Here is a 14,127-nt window from a genome sequence, read left to right on the forward strand (position 1 = left end):
TTATTTAATTATATGTATTTTTTCAAAGGAAGATGTCCCCTTTTGTCGAATAGTAGTATAGAAGTTTACTATATTAGGAGGACAACACGTGAAAAAAACACCTTTCATTCTTTCCCTTATTCTTAGTGCAAGCTTTATTCCTTTTGGAGCTGTTAATGCTCATGAGGAAACGAACACAGCCCCTCAATACATAGGAGACAAGCTTCCACAGCATCGAGAATTCACAAACTTAACAGAACATCCTAAAACTGAAAAAACAGTTAAAACAAATATTTTAGATAAAAATGGACAAATAATTGATCAAAAAGTATTTGAGAAAACAGCTAATTCGACAAATTCATCTTCAACAACTGATCAAGGTACACAAAAAGTAACCATTCTTGCTGTTGCTGATGAAGAATATAGAGCAGCATATTCTGATTGGCAGAGCCGTATTCAATCTATCGTAGAAAAAGCGGATGATGCATTTAATCGAGATCATAATATTGATTTTGAAGTAAAAGGATTAGGAGAATGGGGATCTTCAGGCCAAAACAGTGAACAAATTCTTGCAGACCTTTCAAAAGACTGGGATGGTCAAGGATACGACTTTGTTGTTGGATTTACTCGTGATGCTAATTTTGATGCAGGTGGAATTGGCTACGTTTATAACTCTGAACCATTTGGAAGTGCGATAAGCGTGAATTTAGACCAAGGAACAGCTAATACAGCAAAAGCTGCTCAACACGAAATTTCGCATAACTTTGGACTTGGTCATGATCCACAAGGAAGCGGGATCAAGTGTATTATGAACTATGACTATGCTTATTCTGTAGACTATTGGGACCCTGAACATAACGAAACAATAGAAAAAAATAAAATTTGGTACGGAAACTAAACAAGAAAGCTTCTCTTAAAAAAGAGAAGCTTTCTTAATCTTAGAAGGACGGAATTTTATCATGTCCTGTTTGTTGTAAAAGCTGAGAAATGGTTACAAACTTATATCCCTGCTTTTGAAGATGAGAAAGAATAATAGGTAATGCCTTTATGGTTTGAGTTCGATTTCCTCCTGCATCATGAAAAAGGACTACATCACCTGGCCTTACACCTGAAAGTACGTTTTGAACAATTTTATCGACGCCAGGCTGCTGCCAATCTTTAGAGTCTTGATGCCACGACCACAAAACAACTCGATATCCTTCATCAACTGCTGCATCAACGACGGCGTCATTATATAATCCACCAACAGGTCTAAAAAAAGTAGGACGTTGGTTTGTGATACTTGTAATTGTTTGATGAGCCTTTTGTATTTCTTCCTGCACTTCTTTGCTGCTCATTCCGCTTAAACTATGATGTGTAAAAGTATGATTCTCGACCTCATGACCTGCTCCAACTTCTCTTCGGACAATACTTTTATAATTTTTCACTCTCGAACCGACTACAAAAAAAGTTGATTTTGCATTATATTCTTCAAGAATAGAAAGGATTTCAGGGGTGTACACAGCATGAGGACCATCATCAAACGTAATAGCTACAATTTTTTTACGTGTTGGGATGTCCCAAATTACGTTACCTGTTTGTTCAAACTCTTTCCTTCCCTTTGCTGCATTGCTTTCGATTGGTTGTAGTATTGATAAAAGGAAAATGCAGACTATACACGTCAGTAATGTTCTCATACGATACACCCCTACATTCGTCATAATGATGTAGTATGTGCTGTTCTCTTATTTTCTATACGAAGCTCATTACTGTACATCGACATCATCTCCAAAAAACAACAAAAAGATATTTCCCCGAAAATATTGTCTTCTATTGTAGAAAATGAGCAAAGAGCAGGAACCTTTTCCTGCTCTTTGCTTTTTAATTTAATATAGGAGAATGAATTGGTGTAATCGTTACAGTTCCTAATTTAAAACCTGGAATCCGGCATATAGGATCAAGCTCTTCGGGGATGAGCATATTCACATTTTGGTCTTCCCCCCAATGAAAAGGTACAAACACCGTATCTTGGCGGATAGCTGTCGAAAATTTACTTCTTACAACAATTTCCCCACGTTCAGACCTCACTTTAACAAGAGTTTGATCTTCAATTCCATATTGGGCTGCTGTTGAAGGGTGAATTTCAATAAAAGACTCGAAATTCCGCGCTTCTAAAGCTGAGGTTTTTCTTGTTTGCACACCTGTAAGATAGTGAGACATAATTCGTCCTGTTGTTAAATAAAGAGGAAACTGTTCTGTTACTACTTCTTTTCTACTTTCCTTACGTCCGATAACTTTCATAACAGCTTTCTCGTCGCTATTCATAAATTTCTTCTCAAATAATCGAGCTGTCCCTTCATGCTCCTCTGATGGACAGGGCCAAAGAATCCCTTTTTTACTCTTTATTCGCTCATATGTGATGCCATAGTAATCAGCACTCCCCCCCTTGCTTGCAAGACGGAGTTCATCAAAAATCTCCTCAACATCAGAAAATGCAAAGTACTGTTCTTTTCCAAGCTCCCTCGCTATTCCACGTAGGATGGCCCAGTCATTCTTAGCTTCTCCTGGGGCTGGACGAGCACCTTCACGAAGCATAACACGCCCTTCAAGATTTGTGAGCGTGCCTTTGTTTTCAAGATATGAGGTACAGGGTAAAATCACATCTGCAAGCTGAGCAGTTTCAGATACAAACATATCAACAGCAACTAAAAATTCTAAACTTTCGATGGCTTTTTTCACATAGTTGGCATTTGGATTCGAAACAATAGGATTTGACCCCATAAGAAGCATTCCTTTTATTTCACCCTCATGTATTTTCCCCATCATCTCGTAAGCAGAGACCCCTTTATGAGGAAGCTCGCTTTCCTCTACTCCCCAAATGTTAGCAATGTATCTTCTATGTTCAATATTTTCAATTGAACGATACCCTGGAAGCTGATCTGCCTTTTGACCGTGCTCTCTCCCACCTTGACCATTTCCTTGCCCTGTAATTGCTCCGTATCCTGCTCCTTTCTTTCCGAAATTTCCTGTCGCTAATAATAGATTCAAAAATCCTCTTACAGCATCGTGACCATCAATTTGCTGCTCAACACCACGAGCTGTGAAAAGCATGCTTGCATTTGCTTCTCCAAATTTTCTTCCAGCTTTTCTAATGAGGGAAAGATCAATCCCCGTTTCTTCTGCAATGTGATCTAAACTTAAACTTTCCACATACTCTTTGACTTCTTGCCACCCTTTTACACGATTGTTAATGAACGCTTCATCAATGAAATCCTCTTCAATAAGAACTTTTAAGAGGCCGTTTGCTAATAGAGCATCTTTTCCTGGTTTTATCTTCAAATGAAGATGAGCTGTCTCTGTTGTAGCTGTACTGCGGGGATCAATTGCAATAATGTACGCTCCATTTTCTTTTGCTTCCTCGAAATATGGCATAATTGTTGGCTGACATTCTGCAATATTTGTGCCAACTAATATAATACATTCTGCTTCTGTAATTTCAGATATTTCATTCGTAAACCCACGGTCAATACCTAAAGCTTCCTTAGCAGCAGAAGCAGCAGCTGCCATACAAAAGCGACCATTATAATCAATATATTTTGTTTGAAGGGCAACACGAGCAAACTTGCCTAGCAAATAAGAAGTCTCGTTTGTTAGAGAGCCTCCTCCGTACGCAGAAAGTGAGTCTTTTCCATACTTTTCTTTTAAGTTACGAATTTTTTCACCAATATACGTAAATGCTTGGTTCCATGAAATCTTAACAAACTCTCCTCCAACTTTTAAAAGAGGTGATGTTATACGCTCGCTATGAAGAGCATGCTGATGAGCATTCATACCTTTAATACATATTCTCCCATGTGAAGTTGGGTTATCTTGAGCAATTGTCATATGCTTTGTTCTTGTTACGATAGATTGCTCAACAAGCTGCATCTTACACTGCATGCTACAATATGGACACTGTGCATCATATACTCTTTCTGACTGTACTTTTTCCTGCTTCTCCCGAAAGTACTTCAGCAACATTTCCGTCATATTCTAACCTCACTTTTTCCTTTGTTTATTGCTGTAAACTACTAGCTTTTCTGCTTTGGTCTTGGTGAAGTCTCTCACATAATAAATCTCTAAAGTTCTGTTCGAACAATACTTCTCGTATATGGACATCTGTTAATCTCTGCATCCATACTCCGAATTCCTCTAGATAGCTTGCCGTTTCCCGGTAGTATTGAATAAGTGCTTTCATCATTTCAACACTTTCCTCATAATCTTTTGCAATAAAAAGTAAGTGTGATGAAGATTCATTTGGTATTTTAGTATATGTTTCAAAGCCTCTTTCTTCCCCAATAATAAGAATGTCTTGGCCACTTAGCTGATGTTCTTCATGAACACATGAAGAAAGTCCAATAGCAAGACGATTTGGCATTGTTAATCGTTCAAATGCTTGATCTAACTTATATGAAAGAGGAAAAATAGATTTTTGTTCGCACTCACACTCGTTCCGATATGAAGTTCTTTTAATTGTAACCATTGTTTGGCCTTGTGCTAAGATTGGTAGCTGAAGAGAAGTTAAAATCTCTCGAATATTCTCTCTTTTTATACCATGCAATTCAATACGCTGTTCATGAGAGAAAGAAATGTCTGAGACATTATACTTTTTAGCTACATCTAAGACATGTTGAAGATCGTCAATGTTTGCTAATCCTCCATAAAATTGAGGAATAAGTAAATATGTGCCGTCTTTTTGCAACTGTGGATACCCCGATTCGCTCTTTTGTTGTTGCAACTCTGGATACATAATTTTTAAATAGTACTGCAATGCTTTTTGACATTTTAAACATCCTTTTTTATTACTCCATTTCAATTCTTGAACTATGCTTTCAAATGAAGTCAGTCTATGCTCTTGTATTTGTTGAATCACTTCATCTTCCGTTAGCGTCGTGCATTGACACATTGATTGCTTTACAACAAATTCTTCAAAATCGTCACTTCTAATATAAGAGAAAAGTTCTGTCAGAAGCGGTTTACAGCCCCCGCACGAGCTCGAAGCTTTTGTACAACTTTTCACTTCTTCTATCGTTTGAAGATCTTTTTCTGTTACAGCTTCAATAATGGCTCCTTTTGTCACATTATTGCAATGACAAATCGTTTCTTCTTGAGCCATTGAACAAACTGCTGAACTTTCTCCGCCACTTTGAAGCAAACTTAGTTTATCAATTTCTGAAACATCTTGTTTTTTAATTATCATTTCTAATAATCCTGGTCCCTCTTTTGTACTCCCAAATAACACAGCTCCAACTAAAATATCGTTTTTAAATACTAATTTCTTATAGATAGATTTAGTTTCATCTAGCACGCATACAGCTTGCGTTCCGTTAGCATCCTCAAAGTCCCCAACAGAAAATAAATCTACTCCAGATATTTTTAATTGGGTAGATAAAATGGTTCCTTGATATCCTTTTTCCCCTTGCTGACAAATATGATCTGCGAGCACTCGTCCTTGTTCATAAAGAGGTTTTACAAGTCCATAAACAATACCATTGTGTTCACAGCACTCTCCTACAGCATAAATATCACAGTCTTCTGTTTGTAGATAATCATTTACAACAATTCCTCGATTCACTGTAAGTCCGCTCTCTCTTGCTACCTCAACATTTGGTTTTACTCCTGCAGCCATAACCACCAAATCTGCTTCAACTTTGCTTCCATCTGTGAAATGTATCTTTTCAACTCGTTGATTACCAACAATTTCAGCTGTGTTTTTCTCTAAAAGAAAGTTCATTCCTTGCCGCTCAAGCTCTTTTTTCAACATCTTAGCAGCAACCATATCAAGCTGTCGGTTCATCAGAGCATCTGCAAGATGAACAACATCAACTTTCATCCCTAAATTCATTAATCCTCTTGCAGCTTCCAATCCAAGTAGCCCACCTCCAATAACAACAGCTTTCTTATACTGCTCAGAGGCTTTTATCATTTCTTCGCAATCTTTAATTGTACGGAAAGTTTTTACTCCTTCCATATCAGCCCCCGGAATAGGAAGAATAAAAGGTGATGACCCTGTAGCAATAATTAATTTATCGTAGGCAACAGTCCGGCCTTGGTCTGTAAAAATTGTTTTTTCATTTCTATTAATCTTTGTAACAGTCTCTCCTGTAAAAAGCGTAATCCTATTCTCTTCATACCAAGAGCGCTGATGAAGCATAATGTCTTGGATTGATGTATCCCCTTGAAGAACTGTCGAAAGCAAAATACGATTGTAGTTTGTATACGGTTCAGATCCAAAAACAGTAATATCAAATGAATCACTTTGCTTTAGAATTTCTTCAATACATCTAATTCCAGCCATTCCGTTCCCAATCAACACCAACTTTTCCCTTTGCATCTTTTACCCTCCAGCCTAAACGATTTATTTTTTATTATTTCATATGTGCTTGAAAATTGGATAAATGATGTTAAATATTCTCACATGTTCTTATAAAATTCCTTTATATTACTTTTATTTTTATTTATTGGATAAAAAGGAAACTAATTAAATAACCGCTTCGTCTATATACGTAGAAAACTTATTTTATGTTAAAGGAGGGAAACGTATGGAAAAATTGTCAATTCAACAAAGAGAGAAAATCTTTGAAGAAGAACTACATACCTTAGAAATTAAAAGCTATATCACATCTGCACAACATGATGCAGTTCTTGCTTCTTATAGGCGCTATCAGGATGATGAAAAAACTAAACAGGTTATGAAAATAGAAACCACTTCACACATAGAAGAAAAAGAACCAGAAAAAGAAAAACCTATTGTGAAGGCCAAAGAATCGAAAACACCTGAACAAATTCGTGAGCGTAATATTACAGTAGTTCTTGTAACAGGTGTTATTCTCTTACTGTTTGGCGGACTTATTCTTGCTACGAGCAGTTGGGGAAGTTTGGGGGATGGCGCAAAGGTCTTCTTTATAAGCTTGATTGCTGTTGTATTTTTTGCTATGAGTGTTTTATCTTATAAACTAAAAATCTCACAAACTGCTTTCGCTTTTCTAACTCTTGCTAGCTTGTTTATTCCAATAACCATTCTCTCAGCTGCTTATTATGAGCTATTTGGTTCTTATTTTTCTCTATATGGAGAAGGTCGGTGGTTTTTAGGGTTACTAGCAGGACTAGTACTTTTCTTTTTATATAAAAGAATCGCAGAACGCTTTCAGTCTAAGATATTTACTATCTTATCTCTTATTATGTTTACAATGTCTATTATTACAGGGCTGGTTTATGTAACACCAAATGCCGAAAGTTTCTTTGTTGCTCTCGTTTTAGTCAACATTCTACTCACTTTTATGAGTGAAAAAATTAAAGAAAGAAAAGCATTTGCTGTTTTTAAAGAAAATGCGAACTCTTTTCTTAAAATAAAAATTACAGCAGAAGCATTTGTTATTCTTTGTCTCTATCATCATTCTGCTTTATATGCAACTGCACTTTTGCTTCTTTCTATTCTTTTTCTGATGATGTTTTTAAAAGGATGGCATTTTCTATATCAAATTGGATTTAGCTTATCTTTTGTTTGGGGATATGTTTTATTCGTAAACACAACAATTCTCACTGAAATTAATTCTATCTCTATTTCTATGCTGCCGTTATTTTTTATTGTTCTTTACATTTTTTTAAAGAGAAACGCCGTTTTAGCTCGTAACTTTCAATACTCATTCGTTGGATTAACGCTTTCCGCTTTGTTTTACATTCATATTAGCGAATTTTCTTTACAGCCGAGTTTTGAATATTTATGTTCACTGGCTTTGCTTACTTTACAGCAGTTTTTTGTCACACTTTATATGAAGAACAATCTGTTTTCGATTTCAACTTTAACACTCTTTGTTTTCTTTATCTTTAGAAGTACAGAAGGCTTAGGTTTATCCCCTCTACTGAAAGATTGGATAACTTTTTGCATTGCTGCTGCTCTTTACATTTGCTACTTTTTATATAGTAAAAAGAAGTGGGAAGTATTTCAGCTTGGTGGGGTAATCGTTCCAATATTAACAGGACTTTTTGTATTATCTGATATGCTTGCAAGACTAGAGTGGGAGAGTCTTGTTGTTGCATTTATGTTGTTAACTCTGATCTTTTTCTTAACCTTCAAGAAAGAAAAGGATCCATCTCTCAGTCTATATGGAGTTCCAATTAGCCTTTTGTTTTCTCTCCTTTGCTTTCTAGGTATTGTGAACACAGACACATATATGGAAAGTATAGGAACAAGCGGACATTTTGTACTTTGTGCACTTGTGATGGTGGGCATAGCTTTTATAATAAAGCAAAGAAATCTTAGTTCTTTTTTTAAACCATTTTTCATTGTTGCTCATAACTCATATGCTGTAGCTCTTTTCACTCTTTTATATGAATGGTTTATATTACAAGATAGTACACCAACTTTAATTTTCCTTGGTGGCACTCTTCTTTATACGCTCACACTACGAACATTTAAATCTCGCTATTTATGGCTTCCATTAGCAATTTCAAGTTTGTTCACTTATCTATCTCTATTAAATATTTTTCAGTGGCAAACAGCTCAGTCATATGCAAGTTTTCTTCTAACAGGTGGCGTACTATTTTTAGCTCTTTCCTATACGGTAAAAAAATATAGCACGTACGGTCACTTTGTTCTTTTTTGGATGAGTCATTGTGTAACATCTTTAAGTCTATTTTTCACAATACTTTTTGATGCGCTCACGACAATAGACAGCTATCTATATACATTACCAGTCATATGTTACGCCGCTAGTGCTTTCTACAGTGAAAAACTTTGGCAAAAATATTTATTCACATTTTTTAGCCTTTCAACTGTTTGTATAAGCTTGCTATTTGTTGTTGAAGAAATTGGTAATCCAAATCTCTACTATGCGCATGGATTTTCCTTAACAGCCCTTCTAGCAGCTTTGCTATGGTTAAAAACAAAAGGGGCTTGGAAAACGATTTTTGAGCATTATTGTTTTGGAATTTTAACATTGTCTATTCTAGTTTATTTAGGAGAAACAGCTGGAATTGTTGATTTTAAAAACTTTCTTGTTGTTGTTTCGCTTATTTGCTTTATGATTTATCTGTTGAACAAAAGACATTTATATATACAAATCATTTTTCCTCTGTTTTGTGGGACCGTATTTTATATGAGATTTATCTTCTCATCAACAGCAATAGTAAGTATGGCTGTAAGCCTTTTGCTTATCTTGCTTATGCTATTTTTCAATTACCGTTGGAAAGAAGAAGAGAAGATATCGATACGAGTTCTTCCTTATCAGATATTTGGATTTCTTTATATTATCGTCTTAAATGTAAGGATATTTTCAAGTCCTGAAAGTTTTTGGGCTCAGTTTCTAGCAAGTATCTTTGTTCCTTTGTACATTTTTGCTTTATCGATACAATCTAAGTTAACAAAGATTGAAAAAGGATACAGAGCACTCATAATTGCTACAGTTTTCTATCCATACAGCGTTGTTTTAAATCACATTGATATACCAGCGCTTATTGAGCTTGAAGTATATGCTGTCCCAATTATTGTTATTTGGACATTTATATTCAGAATACTTTTCCCTACTAGTCACTCGAGGGGATTAATTGAAATTGGTTCTGTTTGCATCTTCTTCGTTGTTCTTATTATAGACGCGCTGAACAGTAACACAGTAAATGATGCTATTTTGCTCGGGGTGTTAGCAATTCTCTCAGCTCTAATAGGATTTATTCTAAAATTTAAATCTTATTTCTTAGGCGGAATTGGAACTATCCTGTTAAATATTTATTTGCAAACCGATAGTTTGTGGGGAAATCTACCTTGGTGGCTTTATCTTATTCTAGGTGGTGGATTCTTAATCGCTGTTGCTAGTTTCTTCGAATGGCGCAAACAAAAAGATCAAACAACATCACAAGAAATTTTAAAACGGAATAAAGATAGACTTAAAGCCTGGTTCAAAAAATGGTCCTAAGTTGTATAAAAGAACGGAAAAAGGGCATGATAATAGTGTATTCCCCCTTTGTTAAATGGAAGTACTTCTGTAGTACTTCTATTTTTTTAACCTTCTTAATTACCTAGATAAAAGCCTTCATTTCTATTGATAGAAATGAAGGCTTTTACTGTCTATTTGATCTTTAAATTTGCTTTGTTCCAAACTTCTTTTCAATTTCGTTCATAAGAATATCTGCGCCTTCTTTGCTTAGTACAATTTTACCGTTTAATAGGCTCAAATTCTCGCTGCTAACTTCTCCCGTAATCATGCATTCTTGATGTGCTCGGTATTTCTTTAGAATAATCTGTTCGTGATCCAGGTACATCTCTACTGGCTCTTTTGCTTCTAAATTTAGTACTCTTCTTAACTCTTTTGGAAGAACAATCCTTCCTAATTCATCAACTTTGCGCACCATACCTGTCGTTTTCATTTTTCTTCCCCCTCACCAGATTATAACTATCCGATACATCATTTATTTTACGCTATCCAAAAGCTTCTTTCATCTTTTCCACTAAAAAAATTATAGCTTTGCAAGATAATGAATGGCTTCAAAAAAATCACCCACAATAAGCTCTGTTGTAGGTGGATAACCTTGCTGAGCAAAATGTCCTCTTAGTCTTATTGCATTTAGTTTATGAACATCAACAGCGTGAACAGCTTCTACTAAAAATCCTTCTTTCATTGCTTTGCATTGAGCAAGTGGTGGAACAGCAACAAGAGAGCTTGTTTCTAGCTTTTTATGATCACAAGCTACATTTAGCGCATATTTCCAAAGAGGAACAGGGTGTGTTAGAGGATCAATTTGCTTATTCAGTGCTACATCAATACCAGACTGAACAGCCTTAGCAAAGGGAAATAAGTCTTGAGCTGGAATTGTAAAATCACTATCTACAAACAATAAAATATCTCCTTGTGCTAGCGAAGCTCCCACTCCTCTTCCAACATCGTGGCCTAGTCGATTTTCAAAAAGAACAACTGTTGCTCCGAGACTTTTTGCATATTCCTCTGTCTCATCTGTTGATCCGTTGATTACAATAATAATTTCAAGGGGTTCGAGCTGCCTTGCCTGAGAGATAACACTTTTAATATACTTTGCTTCATTTTGAGCTGGAACAATAACAGATAACTGCTGGCCGTCATAAAGAGTAGAGCGAACTCCCAACCCCTTTTGAACATTATAGTTTTGTATTGCTAAAATCTCTCGATTTCTTCCAACGTCCTTGTATCCCCCTCTTTTGTCTCGCAAGAGCTCTTTACTAATACTTTCTACATGTTCCTTTATTACCCTCTTTTCTGAACACGATATTTTATGAAAAAATCCATTATGATGAGAAGGATGAAATCTATTTAGCGTCTTTGTATCTATTTCATGTCTATGTTCAATTCTGCCCGCAACTTTCAACGTTTCTATAAAAGCTTCAACACTATAAGTACTTTTAATAAAATCACTTTTCACAAGAACTTCTTTTGTTAAAGCAAAAGGTGCTTTACAAAACGAACCTTTCCCACACTCTTTATGTCCTTTCCATTCCGCAACTAGTTTCTTCCAAACTTCTGTTGAGGAATGTTCTTTAGGATTCTTGTTAACTGTCACATCACAGTTTCCAAAAAGAATAGAAGTGAGAAATTGCTGAAGTTCCGAAAAAGGGAGCGCAAAGTCAGCATCAAGAAAAAGCAATACATCTCCGTTTGCTTTTTTGGCTCCTTCGACTCGAGCTGAATGCTGACCAAGCTTCTCAGTATGTTCAATTACAATGCATCCGTTCTCTTTCGCAATTGTACTAGAATGATCTGTACAACCGTTTACAACGACAATAATTTCTAATGGTTGAAAAAGTTTAATTCCTGTAATAACAGCTTTAAGTGTCCTTTCCTCATTAAAGACAGGGATAATAACAAAAAGTGATCTCATGTTTATCCTCCTATATTTTCTATGCTGTTATTACTCTATTCAACTCTTGCTTTATGTGTTATCTAATCTTTCTAGAACCTCTTGATTTCTTCCTCCATCTGTGAAACCTCCACGTTTATCCGTTTTTTGAATTAAATGATGAAGAACTTCAGCATGGTCTCCTAAAATTCGCTCTGTTGAAGATGGAAGATTATTGTTCACTTTCTTATGATCTTTTCGAATTCTATTTGTTGTAATAACATCTACTTCGTGAACCGCCTTAACGATAAATCCATGTTCAATTGCTAGAACTTGAGCAAGTGGTGGAACAATGAATGTTTCATAACTAATTTTCTCAAAAACTTCGCGCCGAATCGCATGAGGAATAGCTGTCATTGTGTTAATGGAAAGCTCCTGTCTTTTGGCTGCAAGCATAAGAGCTTGTTTTGCTACACTTATACAGTGAATAGGGTGAAAACGATCTAAAAAGCTGTCCAAATCATTTACCGCTACATGAACACCTTTTGCACCTGCTTCCAAAAACGGGCGCAATTCTTCTGCTTTAATAACAATATCTCCGTCTACAAACAAGCAAACTTCTCCATTACTATGCATAGCCCCGATAGCTCTTGGAACGTTATGACCTAGAGAGTAAGGGAAATCAAGGACAATCGCTCCCATGCTTCTCGCCTTTTTAATTGTCTCGCGATCAGCTCCATTCCCAATAACGATAATCTCTTCTACTCCAGCTTTTCTCACTTCTTCAATGACGCCCATAATTGTTTCCTTTTCTTCTCCAACTGGAATCACAGCACTATATTTTATCTTTTTTCTCCATCTACGAGCAAACTTTCCGTAATGATCTAAAACGGTACGCTTTCTTGGCCCATCTGTTAAGCCGCCCGCTTTCCTTTCTCATTGAGAAGATAAGAAATCGCCTCAATATGATCGCCAATAATCAGATTTGTAGAAGACGGAAGCCCATCTATAAGCGTTCGGTGCGTTGTCTTAATTTTATTTGTTGTAACGACGTCAACGGCGGCAGGTGCACTAATTTTCATTCCTGATAAAACAGCAATTGTTTGGGCAAGAGGAGGAACAGCTAGATTCTTATAGCCAATTCTCTCTGCTGCTTTCTTACTCATAGCATGAGGAATAGCTACAAGTGAATTCACATGAAGATCTTCTCTCTTCAGCATGAAATTTAGCGCAAGCTTCCATACTACTACAAAATGCGCACGAACTTTACGGTAAAGCGTCCAGGACAAGTTGTTTAATGCAATGTCCTGGCCACTTTGAATTGCTTTAACAAAAGGACGCAACTTTGTATGGTGTATAGGAATGTCTCCATCAAAAAAAAGCAAAATATCACCTTTTGCTTCTTTTGCGCCTACTGCTCTTCCAACGTCAATACCTAACTTTTCTTCAAAAGAAATCACTCTACAGTTTAAACTTCGTGCAATTTCCTCTGTATTATCTGTTGATCCATTTACAACAACAATGATTTCAAATGGATTTAACCCTTTTGCTTCCTTGATAACGTTTGCTATTATATCTCCTTCATCACATGCGGGAATAATGATAGACAGCTTCATGCCGTTTCACTCTGACTCTCAAATAATCGCACATATGTGATAACATCCAGACGGACTGTGACATCTTCTGATGGAATATAAGGTGAATAGTTACTTGAAGTACGAATAACAGCAACGCTTTCACCTACAGACATTAATGTACCTGTTAAAATGTCTACAGGTGTGATAATTTGCACAAGCGTTCCCACTGCTTCTCTTAATGCCTCATTAAACATATAGATAGCCTCCTCTTGATAGATTACAATAATGCTATCAAAAGGTAATAAAATCGTAGTCTCTGAGCTTTCTTGGAGAACTAGATAGTCTTCTCCAACTAAAATAATCGTTCCGTTTAACATATTTACTGTTGTTGAAATGACCACTTCTTGATTCAAGTATTGTTCTGCAATCTCTTTAAAAGGAGATTCCTCACTTTCTTCTAAAATACTCAAAAGGTATTCTCTAAACTCGTCAGAAAATAGCACTTCTTCTACAGCTTCTTTTGTATGCTTTTCAATAAATTCACCAAAAGCATTTGAAAATAGGATATCTCTTATTCGTTTTACAACGGATTTGAAGCAAATAAACAACACAACATAACTTCCAATCAGTTCTATCCGTATTCTATGCAACAGGCTTATCCATGCTGCTTTAATAATATATACATTTGGATAAATTTCGTGAGGTAGAGGAGCCTATTTTCCAGCCTATTTCTATAAAAGTGGGGCATTAA

Annotated in this window: 10 protein-coding genes; 2 read left to right on the forward strand and 8 right to left on the reverse strand. The window is 36.0% G+C overall.

Annotated elements, in window-relative coordinates; all coding sequences use genetic code 11:
* The first annotated feature begins 88 nt into the window (after positions 1–88).
* On the forward strand, positions 89–877 hold the full coding sequence (locus MOC86_RS19525; protein WP_419146661.1) for a zinc-dependent metalloprotease: 789 nt from the start codon (positions 89–91) through the stop codon (positions 875–877).
* A 40-nt stretch (positions 878–917) separates the two neighbouring features.
* Here the strand turns inward: MOC86_RS19525 and MOC86_RS19530 are convergent, their stop codons facing one another.
* From MOC86_RS19530 to nirB, 3 genes are all read right to left on the reverse strand, one after another.
* The gene (locus tag MOC86_RS19530; RefSeq protein WP_268585656.1) at positions 918–1,655 is read right to left on the reverse strand and encodes a polysaccharide deacetylase family protein; all 738 of its coding nucleotides are present in this window, start codon (positions 1,653–1,655) and stop codon (positions 918–920) included.
* A 184-nt stretch (positions 1,656–1,839) separates the two neighbouring features.
* Entirely contained in the window at positions 1,840–3,987 is a 2,148-nt protein-coding gene (gene nasC, locus MOC86_RS19535; protein WP_268585657.1) for an assimilatory nitrate reductase catalytic subunit NasC, read from the reverse strand.
* A 25-nt stretch (positions 3,988–4,012) separates the two neighbouring features.
* Positions 4,013–6,331 carry a nitrite reductase large subunit NirB gene (gene nirB, locus MOC86_RS19540; RefSeq protein ID WP_268585658.1) on the reverse strand — a complete coding sequence of 773 codons (2,319 nt, stop codon included), beginning with the start codon at positions 6,329–6,331 and terminating at the stop codon, positions 4,013–4,015.
* A 208-nt stretch (positions 6,332–6,539) separates the two neighbouring features.
* Here nirB and MOC86_RS19545 point away from each other — a divergent pair, with 208 nt between their 5' ends.
* Complete coding sequence (locus MOC86_RS19545; RefSeq protein WP_268585659.1) at positions 6,540–9,908, forward strand: hypothetical protein; 3,369 nt, start codon at positions 6,540–6,542, stop codon at positions 9,906–9,908.
* A gap of 163 nt (positions 9,909–10,071) precedes the next feature.
* Here MOC86_RS19545 and MOC86_RS19550 read toward each other — a convergent pair whose 3' ends face one another.
* From MOC86_RS19550 to MOC86_RS19565, 5 genes are all read right to left on the reverse strand, one after another.
* Positions 10,072–10,359: an AbrB/MazE/SpoVT family DNA-binding domain-containing protein gene (locus tag MOC86_RS19550; protein WP_019390547.1), complete on the reverse strand. Its 288-nt coding sequence runs from the start codon at positions 10,357–10,359 to the stop codon at positions 10,072–10,074.
* Between the two features lie 90 nt (positions 10,360–10,449).
* Positions 10,450–11,841, reverse strand: coding sequence for a glycosyltransferase family 2 protein (locus MOC86_RS19555; RefSeq protein WP_268585661.1), 1,392 nt, complete (start codon positions 11,839–11,841; stop codon positions 10,450–10,452).
* Positions 11,842–11,892: 51 nt separating this feature from the next.
* Entirely contained in the window at positions 11,893–12,597 is a 705-nt protein-coding gene (locus MOC86_RS27530; RefSeq protein WP_419146662.1) for a glycosyltransferase, read from the reverse strand.
* Positions 12,598–12,713: 116 nt separating this feature from the next.
* Positions 12,714–13,415 carry a glycosyltransferase family 2 protein gene (locus tag MOC86_RS27535; protein WP_419146663.1) on the reverse strand — a complete coding sequence of 234 codons (702 nt, stop codon included), beginning with the start codon at positions 13,413–13,415 and terminating at the stop codon, positions 12,714–12,716.
* On the reverse strand, positions 13,412–13,987 hold the full coding sequence (locus MOC86_RS19565) for a hypothetical protein (protein ID WP_268585663.1): 576 nt from the start codon (positions 13,985–13,987) through the stop codon (positions 13,412–13,414). The genes MOC86_RS27535 and MOC86_RS19565 overlap by 4 nt, the downstream gene beginning before the upstream one ends.
* Positions 13,988–14,127: the final 140 nt, after the last annotated feature.

This window comes from Priestia endophytica (assembly GCF_026790145.1).
Classification (GTDB): Bacteria; Bacillota; Bacilli; order Bacillales; family Bacillaceae_H; genus Bacillus_I; species Bacillus_I endophytica_A.